The 15402-nt window shown below is 65.2% G+C and carries 14 protein-coding genes; 2 read left to right on the top strand and 12 right to left on the bottom strand.

Features of this window, described 5'->3' with window-relative positions:
• Positions 1 to 18 precede the first annotated feature (18 nt).
• From ACFWP0_RS13415 to ACFWP0_RS13425, 3 genes are all read right to left on the bottom strand, one after another.
• Entirely contained in the window at positions 19 to 1389 is a 1371-nt protein-coding gene (locus ACFWP0_RS13415) for an HdeD family acid-resistance protein (RefSeq protein ID WP_377842646.1), read from the bottom strand.
• A 73-nt stretch (positions 1390 to 1462) separates the two neighbouring features.
• Positions 1463 to 1651 (bottom strand): hypothetical protein, encoded by a 189-nt coding sequence (locus tag ACFWP0_RS13420; protein WP_377842647.1) that lies wholly within the window; start codon positions 1649 to 1651, stop codon positions 1463 to 1465.
• 99 nt (positions 1652 to 1750) lie between these two features.
• The gene (locus ACFWP0_RS13425) at positions 1751 to 2365 is read right to left on the bottom strand and encodes a DUF2239 family protein (protein WP_377842793.1); all 615 of its coding nucleotides are present in this window, start codon (positions 2363 to 2365) and stop codon (positions 1751 to 1753) included.
• Between the two features lie 198 nt (positions 2366 to 2563).
• Here ACFWP0_RS13425 and guaB point away from each other — a divergent pair, with 198 nt between their 5' ends.
• Together guaB and guaA are read left to right on the top strand one after the other, a co-directional pair.
• A complete protein-coding gene (gene guaB / locus ACFWP0_RS13430) occupies positions 2564 to 4024 on the top strand; it encodes an IMP dehydrogenase (protein WP_377842648.1) in 1461 nt (486 codons plus the stop codon).
• 102 nt (positions 4025 to 4126) lie between these two features.
• On the top strand, positions 4127 to 5719 hold the full coding sequence (guaA, locus tag ACFWP0_RS13435; protein WP_377842650.1) for a glutamine-hydrolyzing GMP synthase: 1593 nt from the start codon (positions 4127 to 4129) through the stop codon (positions 5717 to 5719).
• A gap of 240 nt (positions 5720 to 5959) precedes the next feature.
• Here the strand turns inward: guaA and ACFWP0_RS13440 are convergent, their stop codons facing one another.
• From ACFWP0_RS13440 to ACFWP0_RS13480, 9 genes are all read right to left on the bottom strand, one after another.
• The gene (locus ACFWP0_RS13440) at positions 5960 to 7573 is read right to left on the bottom strand and encodes an NAD(P)/FAD-dependent oxidoreductase (RefSeq protein WP_377842651.1); all 1614 of its coding nucleotides are present in this window, start codon (positions 7571 to 7573) and stop codon (positions 5960 to 5962) included.
• A gap of 153 nt (positions 7574 to 7726) precedes the next feature.
• On the bottom strand, positions 7727 to 8404 hold the full coding sequence (locus tag ACFWP0_RS13445) for an ArsR/SmtB family transcription factor (RefSeq protein ID WP_377842653.1): 678 nt from the start codon (positions 8402 to 8404) through the stop codon (positions 7727 to 7729).
• A 212-nt stretch (positions 8405 to 8616) separates the two neighbouring features.
• Entirely contained in the window at positions 8617 to 9177 is a 561-nt protein-coding gene (locus ACFWP0_RS13450; RefSeq protein WP_377842654.1) for a dihydrofolate reductase family protein, read from the bottom strand.
• Positions 9178 to 9340: 163 nt separating this feature from the next.
• Complete coding sequence (locus tag ACFWP0_RS13455) at positions 9341 to 10126, bottom strand: enoyl-CoA hydratase/isomerase family protein (RefSeq protein WP_377842656.1); 786 nt, start codon at positions 10124 to 10126, stop codon at positions 9341 to 9343.
• 62 nt (positions 10127 to 10188) lie between these two features.
• Positions 10189 to 11784, bottom strand: a complete 1596-nt coding sequence (locus ACFWP0_RS13460) for a class I adenylate-forming enzyme family protein (protein WP_377842657.1) — start codon at positions 11782 to 11784, stop codon at positions 10189 to 10191.
• Positions 11785 to 12591 (bottom strand): SDR family NAD(P)-dependent oxidoreductase, encoded by an 807-nt coding sequence (locus ACFWP0_RS13465; RefSeq protein WP_377842659.1) that lies wholly within the window; start codon positions 12589 to 12591, stop codon positions 11785 to 11787.
• An 11-nt stretch (positions 12592 to 12602) separates the two neighbouring features.
• The gene (locus ACFWP0_RS13470; RefSeq protein ID WP_377842660.1) at positions 12603 to 13574 is read right to left on the bottom strand and encodes a Bug family tripartite tricarboxylate transporter substrate binding protein; all 972 of its coding nucleotides are present in this window, start codon (positions 13572 to 13574) and stop codon (positions 12603 to 12605) included.
• Positions 13575 to 13601: 27 nt separating this feature from the next.
• A complete protein-coding gene (locus ACFWP0_RS13475; RefSeq protein ID WP_377842661.1) occupies positions 13602 to 14573 on the bottom strand; it encodes a Bug family tripartite tricarboxylate transporter substrate binding protein in 972 nt (323 codons plus the stop codon).
• 38 nt (positions 14574 to 14611) lie between these two features.
• Positions 14612 to 15394 (bottom strand): SDR family NAD(P)-dependent oxidoreductase, encoded by a 783-nt coding sequence (locus ACFWP0_RS13480; protein WP_377842663.1) that lies wholly within the window; start codon positions 15392 to 15394, stop codon positions 14612 to 14614.
• Positions 15395 to 15402: the final 8 nt, after the last annotated feature.

Raw genomic sequence — 15402 nt, forward strand, 5'->3', positions numbered from 1 at the left:
CGGATCGGGCCAGGCCGGTCAGGCTCTGGGGCGGCGCGGCGCCTCTTTGTCTTGCGCGCGCCAGCCTTCGCGCAGGAGCGCGATCCGGCGCAGCGCGCTCTGCGACATCTTCCACCAGCCGGACGGCCGCGGATCGGCCAGCATGCTCATGGCGCGGGCGTAGTCCAGGGTCAGGCCCGGCGTCCAGGCCATGGTCTGGGCGCGCTTGCGGATCTGCGACGCCACCCAGAGTTCCGGCGTCAGCAACAGCCGTATCAGCACCCGCCCGCCGGCCTCGTGCCCATGCAGGCGTCCGACGACGCCGTCCAGCGCCGCGTCCAGCGCCCGCGCGACCGTGCTGGAGCAGTTGCGGTGCGTGAGGTTGTAGGTGGAGTTTTTGCGGTATTCCTCCCAGAACGCCGCCAGCTTTTCCGCATCGTAATTGCGGATCCGCACGCGCACGGTCGACGGGCACCAGGCCTTGGATTCGGTGGCGTAGTCGGGCTGGTAGACGCCCGGGATGTCGTTTTCGGCGGTGGCCCGGAGCAGCGCGCTGAAGTCGTCGGGCGACCGGTCGATTTCCTCTTTGGGATACAGGCTGATGTAGATGCCTTCGGGGGATTCAAGCGCGGCGTGGCCGGTGGAGATCACGCCGTTGACATCCACCGCAGCGATGTAGCGGTCCACCACCGGATAGCTGCGCGTCTGCGCCTTGGCCGAACCGGAAGGCGTCCACACGTGAACGGTGAGCGCCCGTTCGGAATCGGCGGGCGGGCCGTCCCATACCGGCGCCGGGGTTTGCGAAGGCGCGGTCGGCGTGAACGCGGGCGAGCGGTTGGCGGCAAACGCCGGATTGGAGGCCAGGTGCCTGACGCGGCGCGCCAGCCACAGCAGCTTGATGCCCGCGATGCCCAAAAACAGGCCCAGGCAATACGGCACCGTGCCGACATAGTTGGTGGGAAAGGGCTGGAAGAAGAAGATCGCCAGCAGCACCTCGGCCACGCCGCCGGCAAACGCATAGCGCCAGCGCTCGTAGCGCACCACGTAGCCGGCAATGCACTGCAGCAGCCCGTCCACCAGGAACAGCGCGCCGAAGATCATCGACAGCACGAAGTGGCCATGATGGTGGCCTGCCAGGATCAGGCTGCCGGCCGCCACCACGAAGAGGCCCTTGGCATAGCGCAAGACCCGCTGGCCGCCGACCCCCGTGGACGCGATCAGCAGCGTGCCCAGTCCCTCGATGATGAACAGCGCCGCAAAGGCGTTCAAGGGAAAGTAGGGCGCCCCATCGAGCGCGTCGATGAAGACGATGATGCCCGCCACCAGGAAGACGGCCCCCGCAATGGACAGCGCGCGCCAGCGCTGGCGCAGGTACTTGACTCCCAACAGCAGCAATACCAGTTGCGGCATGAAGACGGCCCCGGTGTAGGTCGATAACGTGCTTGGGAAAATATAGGCTGAGGGCGGGGGCGTCAATGCGCGCCTAGTTCCAATCGGTATCCTCTTCCAGATACCAATCGCCCGACAGGGGCGTAACCGCCAACTGCGGGTGCGACGACACCCAGGGCTTGCCTGGAGAATACACATACCAGAGCAGATGCCGGCCGGCGATGCCCAACTGGGCCACGCTGATTGCGCCCGTCTTGTCGTACTGGATGTGAACGGTGTCCACAGCCAGTCCCAGTTCCCGGATCCGTTGCTGCAAGCTGGCGTGCAGCGCGCGGCTGGCCGGGTCGAAGGTCGGGACGTCCGTATTGCCAGGGAAACCGCTTCAGGCGGTGGCCGGCTGCCCAGGAGCCGCCCACGCCAGGCTCATCGCGTAGCCGCGCACATCCTGCGGCCATTGCGCGACCAGCCGCGCGAAGCGTTCGCGGTCCTCGGCGTACAGCGCGCGCGTCGCTTCCTCGAAGCCCGGCAGGTCGCCGGCCATGCTGGACATGAAGCGGTAGGCGGCCTCCTGACGCTGACGCCGCGCATCCTGCGCCTCGTTGTCGCGGCGGGCCTGTTCCACCAGCTTGCGCAGCGCCACCGAGGCGCCGCCGGGCTGCGCGCCCAGCCAGTCCCAGTGGCGCGGCAGCAAGGTCACTTCACGCGGCACCACGCCCAGCTTGGGCCGCCCGCGCCCGCGGGGCGTGGCCTCGTCTTCCGGCTCGGGGGCGGCAACGGCGCCTGCCGGCGCGTGCCGCGCGATGACCTGGGCGTCGTTGCCGCTCAGGTCCAGATCCACCTGTTTGCCCGACAGGTCCTGGAAGATGAGAATGGTCTTGTCGCCGCGCGCAGCCATGGCTTGCTTGACGGCCAAGGCCACGTCGGCCAGCGGGCCGGCGGCAATAACGCGAGTGCCTTCGAAGGCGGTATGCGGGTCGGAGGGAAGGAGGGCGGTCATCATGTGGCTTTTTATCCGGGTGAATTTATGGGGCGATTATTACCCCGGTAAAAATGTCTGTCAATATGATCCGGGTAAAATTTTCCGGGTCCGGAATGGCTCGCTTCCCAGGCATAAAATTTCCGTTCAAACCTAGGGTCAACACCTAGTCAAAACATACAGGCGGCGTATAATCTTGCTTTGCGCCCGGAGTTACCCATGCGTCTCGTTCAAAAAGCGCTCACCTTCGACGATGTGTTGTTGGTGCCTGCGTATTCCGAGGTGTTGCCGCGCGACACCTCCCTGGCCACGCGCCTGACTCGCAATATCAGCCTGAATATCCCGCTTGTGTCCGCCGCCATGGACACCGTCACCGAATCGCGCCTGGCCATCGCCATGGCGCAAGAGGGCGGCATCGGGATCATTCACAAGAATTTGTCCGCCGATGCCCAAGCCCGTGAAGTGGCTCGCGTCAAGCGCCACGAATTCGGCATCGTGATCGATCCGGTCACCGTCACCCCCCAAATGAAAGTGCGCGACGCCATTGCGTTGCAGCGCCAGCATGGCATCTCGGGCCTGCCGGTCGTCGAAGGGCGCAAGCTGGTCGGCATCGTCACCAACCGCGACCTGCGCTTTGAAGAAAACCTGGACCAGCCCCTGCGCAACATCATGACGCCGCAGGAGCGCCTGGTCACCATGAAGGAAGGCGCCACGCTCGACGAAGCGCAGGCCCTGATGCACAAGCACCGTCTGGAACGCGTGCTGATCGTGAACGACGGCTTTGAGCTGCGTGGCCTGGCCACCGTCAAGGACATCGTCAAGAACACCGAACACCCGATGGCCAGCAAGGACACCCAGGGCCAACTGCGCGTCGGCGCGGCGGTGGGTGTTGGCGCCGGCACCGAAGAGCGCGTGGAGAAGCTGGTTGCCGCCGGCGTCGACGTGCTGATCGTCGACACCGCCCACGGCCACTCCAAGGGCGTGCTGGAAGGCGTGCGCTGGGTCAAGCAGAACTACCCCAAGGTTGAAGTCATCGGCGGCAACATCGCCACCGCCGCCGCCGCGCGCGCACTGGTCGAGTACGGCGCCGATGGCGTGAAGGTCGGCATCGGCCCCGGCTCCATCTGCACCACGCGCATCGTGGCCGGCGTGGGCGTGCCGCAAATCCATGCCATCTCCGAAGTCGCCAAGGCGCTGGAAGGCACGGGCGTTCCGCTGATCGCCGACGGCGGCATCCGCTACTCGGGCGACGTCGCCAAGGCGCTGGCCGCCGGCGCTTTCGCCTGCATGATGGGCGGCATGTTCGCCGGCACCGAAGAAGCGCCGGGCGAAGTCGTGCTGTTCCAGGGGCGTTCGTACAAGTCCTACCGCGGCATGGGCAGCCTGGGCGCCATGACGGACGGCTCCGCCGACCGTTACTTCCAGGACCCGTCCAACAACGCCGACAAGCTGGTTCCGGAAGGCATCGAAGGCCGCGTCCCCTACAAGGGCAGCGTGCTGGCCATTATTTTCCAACTGGTCGGCGGCATCCGCGCCTCGATGGGCTACTGCGGCGCCGCCACCATTGACGACATGCGCACCAAGGCCGAATTCGTGGAGATCACCTCCGCGGGCGTGCGCGAGTCCCATGTGCACGACGTGCAGATCACCAAGGAAGCGCCCAACTACCGCGCCGACTGATCCCCGCACAGTCAACTACAATGTCATGCATCACGCACCGGCAGAACCGCAAAGATCAGCGGATCTGCCGGTGCGGTTTTATTTCCAACCGGTAGAGTCTCCATGCACCAGCGCATCCTCATCCTTGACTACGGTTCGCAAGTCACCCAGCTGATCGCCCGCCGCGTCCGCGAAGCCGGCGTCTATTCCGAAGTCCACCCCGGCGACGTCGACGACGCCTTCGTGCGCGACCAGATGGCGCAGGGCCTGAAGGGCATTATCCTGTCCGGCAGCCACGCCTCCGCCTACGAAGAAGGCTCCATGCGCGTGCCGCACGCCGTGTTCGAGCTGGGCATACCCGTGCTGGGCATCTGCTACGGCATGCAGTCCATGGCGCAGCAGCTGGGCGGCGTGGTCAGCTTCTCCGATCACCGCGAATTCGGCTACGCCGAAGTCCGCGCCCACGGCCACACCAAGCTGCTGGAAGGCCTGGAAGACTTCAGCACGGCTGAAGGCCACGGCATGCTCAAGGTCTGGATGAGCCACGGCGACAAGGTCACCGCGCTGCCCCCGGGCTTCAAGCTGATGGCGTCCACGCCGTCGTGCCCCATCGCCGGCATGGCCGACGAAGACCGCCGCTTCTACGCCGTCCAGTTCCACCCCGAAGTCACGCATACCGTTCAGGGCAAGGCCATGCTGGCCCGCTTCGTGAACGAGATCTGCGAATGCCAGGGCGACTGGAACATGCCCGACTACGTCTCCGAAGCCGTCGCCCGCATCCGCGAGCAGGTCGGCACGGACGAAGTCATCCTGGGCCTGTCCGGCGGCGTGGACTCGTCGGTTGCCGCCGCGCTGATCCACAAGGCCATCGGCGACCAGCTCACCTGCGTGTTCGTCGACCACGGCCTGCTGCGCCTGGACGAAGGCAAGCAGGTCATGCAGACCTTCGCCGAAAACATGGGCGTGAAGATCATTCACGTCGACGCCACCGCGCAGTTCATGGGCAAGCTGGCCGGCGTCGCCGACCCCGAAGCCAAGCGCAAGATCATCGGCCGCGAATTCGTCGAAGTGTTCCAGGAACAGGCCGGCAAGCAGCAAAGCGCGAAGTGGCTGGCCCAGGGCACGATCTACCCCGACGTCATCGAATCCGCCGGCGCCAAGACGGGCAAGGCGACTTCGATCAAGTCGCACCACAACGTGGGCGGCCTGCCGGACACGCTGAACCTGCAACTGCTGGAACCGCTGCGCGAACTGTTCAAGGACGAAGTCCGCGAACTGGGCGTGGCGCTGGGCCTGCCGCCGCAGATGGTCTACCGCCATCCGTTCCCCGGTCCGGGGTTGGGCGTGCGTATCCTGGGCGAAGTGAAGCATGAATATGCCGAGCTGCTGCGCCGTGCGGATGCGATCTTCATTGAAGAACTGCGCAATACCAAGGACGAGGCCAGCGGCCTGACCTGGTATGAACTGACGTCGCAGGCGTTTGCCGTGTTCCTGCCGGTGAAGTCGGTAGGGGTGATGGGCGATGGGCGCACGTATGAGTATGTCGTTGCGCTGCGTGCGGTGCAGACGTTTGACTTCATGACCGCCGATTGGGCGCCGCTGCCGCATCCGTTGCTGGCCCGGGTTTCTTCGCGGATTATCAATGAAGTGCGCGGGATCAACCGGGTGGTTTACGACGTGTCGAGCAAGCCGCCGGCGACGATTGAGTGGGAGTGATCCTGCGGGTTGTTTTGCGGTAATAGAAAAGGCGCTTCGGCGCCTTTTCTATTGTCGCGATCATCGCGACTCGTGCCCCGCGCATCGCCTTCTCGAATCCTCATCGCTGCCAACCAGCTCGGCGCAGAGCTGCAAGCCGCCCGCAAGGCCAAGGGGCTGCCCCAGTCGCGCTTGCGGCGATGGCGCCGTGAGAGGCCGGGATTATCCGCTTACGCCCTCCCACGGCTTGCCAACGTCGGCTTACCCTTGCCGCCCTGTGATGCTCAACGCCACCGCCTCGGCGATCTTGATTCCATCCACCCCCGCCGACAAGATCCCGCCCGCATAACCCGCGCCTTCCCCCGCGGGGAACAACCCCTTGGTATTGATGCTCTGCAGCGTCTCGTTGTCGCGCTTGATGCGGATGGGTGAAGAGGTCCGCGTTTCCACGCCCGTGAGCACGGCGTCATGCATGCCAAAACCCTTGATGGTCTTGTCAAACGCCGGCAGCGCTTCGCGGATCGCGGTGATGGCGAACTCGGGCAGTGCGGTGGCCAGGTCGGTCAGGTGCACGCCCGGCGTGTACGAGGGCAGCACGGAGCCAAACTCCGTCGACGCCTTGCCCTCAAGGAAATCGCCGACCAGCTGGCCCGGCGCGCTATAAGTGCGGCCGCCCAGCTCAAACGCCTGGGATTCCCACTTGCGCTGGAAGTCCACGCCCGCCAGCACATGCTCTGGGTAATCGACTTCGGGCGAGATCCCCACGACGATGCCGGCGTTGGCGTTGCGTTCGTTGCGCGAGTACTGGCTCATGCCGTTCGTGACCACGCGATTGGGTTCGGAGGTTGCCGCCACCACCGTGCCGCCCGGGCACATGCAGAAGCTATACACCGAACGTCCGTTGCCGGCGTGGTGCACCAGCTTGTAGTCCGCGGCGCCCAGGATGGGATGGCCGGCATTCGGCCCGAAACGCGCCTTGTCGATCAGCGATTGAGGGTGCTCGATCCGGAAGCCGATCGAGAACGGCTTGGCCTCCATGAACACGCCCTGGTCGTGCAGCATCTGGAAAGTGTCGCGCGCGCTGTGGCCTACGGCCAGCACGACGTGGTCTGCCTCGATATGCTCGCCGCTGGCGAGCGTTACGCCGGTGACCTGGCCGTTCTCGCGCTGCAGCGTTTCCACCTTGCTGGAGAACCGCACCTCGCCGCCCAGCTTGGTGATGGTGTCGCGCATGACTTCCACCATGCCCACCAGTCGGAATGTGCCGATGTGCGGTTTGGCCACGTACAGGATTTCTTCCGGCGCGCCGGCCAGCACGAATTCCTTTAGGACTTTCTCGCCGTAGTGCTTGGGATCCTTGATCTGGCTGTACAGCTTGCCGTCGGAGAAGGTGCCCGCGCCGCCTTCGCCAAATTGCACGTTCGACTCCGGGTTCAGGATCCGCTTGCGCCACAGGCCCCAGGTGTCCTTGGTCCGTTCACGCACCGCCTTGCCGCGCTCCAGGATGATGGGCTTGAAGCCCATCTGCGCGAGGATCAGCCCCGCAAACAGGCCACAGGGGCCGGTGCCGATGACAATGGGGCGCTTGCTCAGGCTGGCGGGCGCTTGGGCGACGAACTTGTATTCGGTATCGGGCGTGGGCTTGACGTGGCGATCGTCATGAAAGCGCTGGAGCAGCGCCGCTTCATTTTCGACGTCGATGTCCAGCGTGTAGGTCAGCAGGATATTGTGTTTCTTGCGCGCATCGTAGCTGCGCAGGAAGATGGTGAAGCCGTGAAGGTCGCTGACCGGGACGCCCAGTTTTTTTAGAATCGCGGCGGGCAATTCTTCCGGCGTGTGGTTCAACGGCAGCTTGATTTCAGACAGTCGCAACATGCTTTGGTCCAGATGGTGGGCGATCACAACGTCGCCAAACCCGGATTGTACTGGACCGCCGCGAGGGGCAGCCGCTAGCGATTGGCGTGCTGGATCAAGCGTTTAGGGGCATGCAAAGAGGGGGCATCCATCCCGCTGCGTGACGCCAAACGATCATTCCGCGTCCGTCGCCGGCAGCTCCACCCGCAGGCCCGCGGCCTTCCATTCCGGAAATCCCGCATTCAGCCGATGCGCCGACAAGCCGCGTTCGCGAAGGGCGCGTACGGCGTCCGTGGATAGCACACAGTACGGCCCGCGACAGTAGGCCACGATCTCGACATTCTTTGGCAGCTCCGCCAGGCGCCGTTCCAGTTCCTCGGTCGGGATGTTGACCGCGCCGGGCAAATGGCCAAGCGCGTACTCTTCGGCCGGGCGCACGTCGAGCACCACGACATTCTTCATGCGATCGAGCAATTCTTCGACGGAGATGCCTTCCAGGCGCTCGCGCTGATGCACGCTGTCTGCGATGACGCCCTGCATTTCGGTTTGCTGATGCGCCGCGTAGTCTCGCAGGGAGGCCAGCACATTGGCTATCGGGCCGCTGCCCAGCCGATAAAGCACGCGCTTGCCGTCACGGCGAGTTTGCACCAGCCCTGCGCGGCGCAGTTGCTGCAAATGCTGGGAAGCGTTGGCGATTGACAGCCCCGAGAGCTCCGCCAGACGCTCGACGGGGCGCTCGCCCTGCTGGATGTGTTCCAACAGGACAAGCCGATGGGGATGCGCCAGCGTTTTGGCGACATCCGCCAGCGCGTCAAAGAGAGGAGAGGGCTGAGGGGCGGCCGGGGAGTTCATTGACGGCAGGCTAGCTGCAATCGGCTCTGGGCGCAGGCATTGCCGCGTCGAATCCCCCTCGGCCCTTCGTGGCGCGCTGCCGGAGGCTGATGTGGGAATGTATGTTGCGGCCTGGGCCGTTGCCCTTCTGTTTTCTTGGTGAATCGAAGCGAAGGACTCAGGTGCTCGCGCCCCGAAGCCGGCCTGAATCAACGAACCGACAAGGCCGCGGTTCAGGCCGCGTGCCGCACCGCGTAGGTATTGATGATCGCGCCATTCTCAAGACGGCGCGTCTGGGCGAGGTCCAGCCGCAGCTCCCGGCCTGGCTTGAAAAACAGCGTACCCTCGCCCAGGATCACGGGCACGACGCAGAGCATCAGTTCGTCGACCAGGCCGGCTTCAAGCAGGGAATGAGTGAGCTCGGCGCTGCCGAAGACATAAATCGTTTTCGTCTGCTCGGCCTTCATGCGCTGGAGTTCCGGCACGATGTCCGCGGTGACCCGGCAGTTGTTCCAGTCGACCGACGTCAGCTTGCGGGAGGCAACCAGTTTCGGCAGGGCGTTCATGTAGGCGGAGACTTTGCTCGGTTCGGCCTGGGGCGATTTCCAGTAGCTGGCCATTCCTTCGTAGGTCACGCGACCGAAGACGAGCGCTGCGGCGTTGTCGCCGAATTCTTCGCTCAGCTTGTTTAACTCCGGGCCCCAGGCGAGGTTGTGGAAGTCGAGGTCCCACTTCTTGGCGCCTTCGAAATAGCCATCCACAGACACGAGATTCCAGACGATCAGCTTGGCCATGTGCGTTCTCCGGTGGAACTGCTTGCGGGTTTCGATCAGTCCAGGGTATAGCCAAACAGATCCGGGAGCGCAACAGTCATGTTTTTGGGGACACCATTGGGGGAGGCAAGCCGGTCCGATGGGCAGATGCTGGGCCATGGGACCGGCGCTATGGGCAAAAGCGCTAACGCCCGGTGAACACCGGCTTGCGTTTCGCCGCAAACGCCTCCACGGCTTCGGCATGGTCTGCGGTCCGGTTGGCCAGGCATTCGTACGCGATCCCCGCATCCATATGGGAATGCGCCACTTGTCGCAGCGGAATGGTGTAGCCGGCCTTGGTCCAGCGTATGGCTTTGGTTGCGCCGTTGCGCAGCTTCTGCAAGACGGCGTTGACCTTTTCGTCGAGCTGGTCGGCTGGCAGCGCATGTCCGATGGCGCCCAGCTTGACGGCCTCTTCGGCCGACAGCAGGTCGCCGGTCAGCAGCAGTTCGCGGGCTCGGCCATAGCCGATCATCTGCGGCCAGAGAAAGCCGCCACCGTCCGCGGCATTCAGGCCGACCTTCACATGCGGGTCGCCGATGCGCCCCTCCGCATTCATGATGGTGATGTCGCACAGCAGGGCCAGCGTGGCGCCCAGTCCGACGGCATCGCCATTGATGCGGCCGACGATGGGGATCTCGCAGTCGAGCATGGAATAGACGATGCGTTTGGCTTCCCAGGTGACGACTTCGAATGAGTCGGGATCCCGGATCGCGGCACGCATCCATTCGATGTCGCCGCCCGCGCAGAAGGCCCGGCCGACGCCGGTCAGGACGATCGCCTTGATATCGCGGCGTTCGCCCAGGTCGATGAACACGCGGGACAGCGCCGTATGCAGTTCGGCATTGACGGCATTCAGGGCCTCGGGGCGATTGATGGTCACCCACGCGACCTGGTCGATGGTTTCCACTTTCAGTGCAGGTTCAGACATGTCGGTTTGTCCTTAGTGACAGGTTGGGAATGCGCCGCCGGTTTTTCCAGAGCCGGTGTGACTTAAGCGGGGGCGCCCGTGCCGCCCTCGGGCATATGGCGAACCATCTCCCTCAGGTCGCGCTTGAGGACTTTGCCCATCGGATTCTTGGGAAGTTGCTCGAACACGTACCAGTGCCGCGGCACTTGATAATCGGCCAATTGCCCCCGGCAATACTCGCGCAAGGCTTCGATGTCGGGCGTGGGAAGGGCGGTGGCTATGCACGCGGCAATGTCCTCGCCGAGGTCGGGATGGGGCACGGCGATGACCGCGGCTTCGATGACGCCGGGAAACCGGTGCAACACGTTCTCGACCATGACGGAGGCGATTTTGGTGCCGCCCCGGTTGATCAGGTCTTTCTTGCGGTCGAGAAAATGCAAATGGCCGTCTGCGTCGCAGCGGGCGATATCGCCCGTGCGCACCCAACCGTCCACGAAAGTCTCGGCGGTTGCCGCGGCGTTCCTGAAATACCCCTTTGCGCTGGAAGGCCCGTGAAACAGGAGTTCGCCCGGTTCGCCCTGTGGCGCCGGCGCGCCGGCGGCATCCACGACCTTGAGTTGGCAGCCCGCTTGCGGGCCGCCGATACAACCCGGCTTCCGGGTGGCCAGCCAGGGCGGCAGATAGCTGCCGGCGGGTCCGGTCTCCGTCATGCCCCAGATGTGGATCTGGTCGGCGTGGGGGAACAGCTGGTCGAGCCGCATGACGAGATCAGCCGGCATGGCGGCGCCGCCGTAGCCGATGCGCCGCACTCCGCCCAGGTCATAGCCCCCTTTGGCATATTCCTTGACCAGGAAGCCCAGCACGGAAGGCACGCCGTGATAGACCGTCGTGCCTTCGCTTTCGATCAGCCGCAGGCGCTGGGCGTTGTCGGCCGAGGCCGGTTCCAGCGCCACGGCGGCGCCTGCGACCCAGGCGCCCATGCAAGCTAGGTTCAGCACGGAGCTGGTGTAGACGGGCCACGCTCCCTGATAGATGTCGTGGCCGGTCAAACCGATTGCGCCCGCGATGGCGTAGCCGCAGTAGAGCTGGCTGCGATGGCAATGCACGACCGCCTTCGGACTGCCCGTGGTGCCCGACGTAAACAGCATCGCGCTGGGTTGCTCGGCGTTGGGCAGCGGCGGCAACTCCGCCTGATCGTGCGTGGTTTCGGGGTCCGGCCATTGCCGGCCGGCAGGGACATCGCTACCCAGTTCCATGACGCGCGCCGCCGGCCACAGTCGGGCAAGCCGCCCGGCGTGGTCGGGCGTCGTCACGATATGCGTCGGTTCGACAAGCGCCAGTCCATCCCCGGTTTCGGCCGGGCTGGCCCGGGTGTTGAAGGGGACGACCACCGCGCCCAGCCGGTAGCAGCCCAAGGCGGTCAGGACTGCTTCGCGCATGGCATCGTTGGTCAGATACAAGGCAACCCGCTGGCCGGGGCGCACGCCCCGAATCCACAGCGAACGCGCCATGGCCTCCATGCGCAGTACGACTTGTCCGTAGGTCAGCCGATGGCGTCCGCCGCCATGGCTGGGCGCGGATAGCGCCAGCGCCGTGGGCCGGGCCAGCGCGTGACGCTGCAGCAGGCCGGGTACGGTCAGGCCATGGAGCGATTGGTGGAGGTCAGCGGGGCCATTCATCTAGGCCGCTCCGTGCGTCGGCGCCGCGTCGGGCAGCCAGGCATCGGACGCGGCGCCCCAGGCCATGTATCCGCCATCGACGGGCAGTGTCGCGCCCGTGATGAATTCCGACTGCAGGGACGCGAGAAACAGCATGGCATGCGCAATGTGCTGCGCCGTCCCAAAACGGCCGGCCGGAGTGCGCCTGAGTATTTGACCGGCGTCGAGCTTGCCCTCGTCGATCAGGCGCTGCAGGAAGGGCGTCATCATGTAGCCCGGCGCAATGGCGTTGACTCGCACGCCGTGTTGCGCCCATTCGCATCCCAGCGTCCGGGTCAGCATGCCCACGCCGGCTTTGGCCGCGCTGTAGGCGTTGCGCGGGGCCAGGCCCAGTACACCCGCAATCGAGCTGAGATTGATGATGGAACCCTGCCGCTGCGACAGCATGGGAACCGCCGCCGCTCGGCTGACCAGATACGTTCCCACGAGATGAACATCGATCAGCCTTCGGAAGCTGTCGACGTCCTGTTCCAGGGTTGGCTTGAACGTGTCGGGCACGCCCGCGCAGTTGACCACGACATCCAGCCGCCCATGGATGGCGAGCGTCTGCTGCACCGCTTGCCGGACGTCCGACTCCACCGATACGTCGCCGCTGACGCATCGGTGTTCCCGGCCAAGTTCCTTGGCGCAGGCATGTCCGGCCGCTGCGCTCAGGTCGAACACCACGACTTTCATGCCTTGATCGGCAAAGGCTTGGGCCGCCGCGCGACCCAGCCCGCTTGCCGCGCCGGTTATTAGCGCGACCTTTCCTGGCAGGTCCGTATACATGCGTTGCTCCGTCATTCCAGTTTGATGCCCGCTTGGCCGATGATGTCGCGCCACTTCGCGGTTTCGCTTCGAACGTGTTCGTTGAATTCAAGGGGCGGCATCAGGAAGGGCTCTACCCCCAGGTCCGCCAGGCGCGTGCGCACGGCAGCGTCTGCCAGCGCCTTGGCCAGCGCGTCGGCCAACATTGCGGCCCGGTCGGCGGGGGTGCCGGCCGGCGCTGCGAGTCCTTGCCAAGCATAGGCTTCGAAGCCCGCCACGCCGGCTTCGTCGAAGGTCGGCACGTCCGGCAAGCTGGCCAGGCGTTCGCGGGACGCCACCGCCAGCGCCCGGACTTTGCCGGCCCGGATATAGGGCAGGGACGCCGCGGTGTTGACCAGGTACATGTCCACTTGTCCGCCAATGAGGTCTTGCAGCGCCGGCGCGTCGCCCCGGTAGGGGACGTGCAGCAGCTTGATGTCCGCCATCTGCTGCAGCAGTTCCATGCCCAGGTGATTCGGGCCGCCCGCGCCCGGCGTGGCGTAGGAAAGGGGCTTGGAAGACGACCTGCCCAACGTCAGCAGCGATGGCAGGTCCTTGGCCGGTATGGCCGGATTCACCACCAGCACGAAGGGGAAGCGGGCGGTGCCGCCCAGGTACTGGAAATCCTTGTTCGCGTCATAGGCCACCGTGGCATAGAGGTTGGGGTTCAGGGCCACGGTGGACACGTCGACGGTGCCCACCGTGTAGCCGTCCGAGCTCGCTCGCGCAACTTCCGCTGCGCCGATCATGGTGCCCGCGCCGGGCTTGTTCTCGACGATCAAGCTCTGGCCCAGGGAGGCGCCCATGGCTTCGGCCAGCATCCGCGATACGACGTCCGTCCCGCCGCCGGCCGCGAACGGCACGATCCAGCGTATCGGCTTGTCGGGATACGCCGACATTGCTGGCGGGCAAAACACCAGGAGCGCCATAGCCAGCGCGCAGCACTTTCTTGTCCATGCCATCATGATCTTCCCCTTGGGCGGCTCGCCGGTTCAAGCCTGCAGCGTGATGCCGGCTTCTTTGATAACGCGGCCCCACATCCTGGCCTGCTCCCGGGCAAAGGATTCGAAAGCTTCGGGGGTGCTGGGCGCGGCCTCGACCGACATGGCGGCAAGCGTTTCTTTCACCTTTGGATCGCCCTGGGCCTGGATCAATGCGGAATTCAGGCGCTCGATGACCGCGGGCGGCGTGCCGCGCGGGGCGATCATGCCTTGCCAGGAAAAGGCGACAAAATCGGCTACGCCCGCTTCCGGGAAAGTCGGCACATCCGGCAACCTGGCCAGCCGGGTTGGATTGGATGTGGCGATGGGGCGCACCTTGCCCGAGGCGATGTAGGGCATGCTCGATGCCGTGTCGATCAGCGAGAACTTGATCTGGCCCGCCAGCAAGTCCTGCATGACGGGCGCTGCCCCGCGGTAGCTCACGTGCAGGAACTTCGCGCCGGTCTGCTGCTGCAGCATCTCCATGGCGACGTGGTTGGGTCCGCCCATGCCCGGCGATCCATACGATATCGCGCCCGGCTCGGAACGGCCGAGATCAAGCAGGTCCCGCAACGATTGGACTGGCGAGGACGGGTGCACCACCAGCACGTACGGAAAACGCGCCAGTCCGCCCACATACGAGAAGTCCCGCTCGGGGTTGTAGGCCAGGCTGGGGAACAGGTGCTGGTTCAGCGCCAGTGTGGCGTTGTCGGCGCTGCCCACCGTATAGCCGCCCGGTTCGCTGCGAGCGATCTGGGCGGCGCCGATCGCGGTATTTGCGCCAGGCTTGTTTTCCACCGCGATGGGCTGCCCAAGCGCTCTGCCCATGGCTTCGGCCAGCGCGCGGGCAACCACATCGGTGCCGCCTCCGGCGGCATACGGAACGACCCAGGAAAGGCCGCGCTGCGGATACTGCGCCGCGCGGGCCAGGCTGGGCAAGGCGGCCGCGAGCGTGCAAGACACAAGAAAATCTCGGCGTTGCATAGGTTGTCTCCTCCATCCGTTTTTTTTGCTATATGGGACTAACGACTGCGATAAGCCGGCCTGACTCCCCCAAAAGTGTTCCAGGAGCCGGACAACAGCCAGCCGGCGTCAACGGGAAGATTGACGCCCGTGATGACGCTTGCTTCGTCTGAAAGCAGAAACGCAATGGCGTGCGCGATGGCTTCGGGCTGTATGAGTACGCCCAGCGCGCTGTTGCGTGTGAGTTTCTCGGGGTCGCGCAGCCCGCGCTCCATCTGGTCGCGCAATGCCGCCGTCACCGTGTAGCCCGGAGACACCGCATTGACCCGGACTCCCGAGCGGCCCCATTCGCCGGCCAGGCACTCGGTCAGGCTGATGACCGCCGCCTTGGCGGGCGAGTAGGCGTGCAGGGGCATCGAACGCATGCCGGCCACCGAGGCGACATTGACGATCGAGCCATATCCGGCCTGGGCCATGGCGGTGCCGAACACCGAGCAGAAATGGTACGTGCCGTCCAGGTCGACAGCGAGCACTCTGCGATAAGTTTCGGGCGGCAGGTCTTGCGGAGCGAGCGGGTCCTGGACGATGCCGGCGCAGTTGACCAGCCAATCGACCCGCAGGTCTTGCTGCCGGAGTCGGTCCGCCAATGCCTGGACCGCCTCCAGCGACGCGGCGTCCAAGGCAAAGGCGTTCGTCGGATCGCCTGCTGCCGCGGCAGCCGCGGCCTGGTCAAGATCGGCCACCAGCACTCGCGCGCCCCGGGCCTGCAACAGCTTGACGCAGGCAAGTCCTATCCCGCTGGCGCCGCCTGTCACCAGCGCGGTCCTGTCGTGGCATGCCATCTTGTCTC

Origin of the sequence: Achromobacter sp. NPDC058515 (assembly GCF_042721735.1) — a bacterium.
Classification (GTDB): Bacteria; Pseudomonadota; Gammaproteobacteria; order Burkholderiales; family Burkholderiaceae_B; genus Achromobacter.

What these genes read in the sequence shown, in the direction of transcription:
- guaA (WP_377842650.1), top strand. Translation starts at nt 4,127, where the DNA reads ATGCACCAGCGCATCCTCATCCTTGACTACGGTTCGCAAGTCACCCAG.
- ACFWP0_RS13455 (WP_377842656.1), bottom strand. Translation starts at nt 10,126, where the DNA reads ATGTCTGAACCTGCACTGAAAGTGGAAACCATCGACCAGGTCGCGTGG.
- guaB (WP_377842648.1), top strand. Translation starts at nt 2,564, where the DNA reads ATGCGTCTCGTTCAAAAAGCGCTCACCTTCGACGATGTGTTGTTGGTG.
- ACFWP0_RS13460 (WP_377842657.1), bottom strand. Translation starts at nt 11,784, where the DNA reads ATGAATGGCCCCGCTGACCTCCACCAATCGCTCCATGGCCTGACCGTA.
- ACFWP0_RS13425 (WP_377842793.1), bottom strand. Translation starts at nt 2,365, where the DNA reads ATGACCGCCCTCCTTCCCTCCGACCCGCATACCGCCTTCGAAGGCACT.
- ACFWP0_RS13465 (WP_377842659.1), bottom strand. Translation starts at nt 12,591, where the DNA reads ATGTATACGGACCTGCCAGGAAAGGTCGCGCTAATAACCGGCGCGGCA.
- ACFWP0_RS13445 (WP_377842653.1), bottom strand. Translation starts at nt 8,404, where the DNA reads ATGAACTCCCCGGCCGCCCCTCAGCCCTCTCCTCTCTTTGACGCGCTG.
- ACFWP0_RS13440 (WP_377842651.1), bottom strand. Translation starts at nt 7,573, where the DNA reads ATGTTGCGACTGTCTGAAATCAAGCTGCCGTTGAACCACACGCCGGAA.
- ACFWP0_RS13415 (WP_377842646.1), bottom strand. Translation starts at nt 1,389, where the DNA reads ATGCCGCAACTGGTATTGCTGCTGTTGGGAGTCAAGTACCTGCGCCAG.
- ACFWP0_RS13470 (WP_377842660.1), bottom strand. Translation starts at nt 13,574, where the DNA reads ATGATGGCATGGACAAGAAAGTGCTGCGCGCTGGCTATGGCGCTCCTG.
- ACFWP0_RS13450 (WP_377842654.1), bottom strand. Translation starts at nt 9,177, where the DNA reads ATGGCCAAGCTGATCGTCTGGAATCTCGTGTCTGTGGATGGCTATTTC.
- ACFWP0_RS13480 (WP_377842663.1), bottom strand. Translation starts at nt 15,394, where the DNA reads ATGGCATGCCACGACAGGACCGCGCTGGTGACAGGCGGCGCCAGCGGG.
- ACFWP0_RS13475 (WP_377842661.1), bottom strand. Translation starts at nt 14,573, where the DNA reads ATGCAACGCCGAGATTTTCTTGTGTCTTGCACGCTCGCGGCCGCCTTG.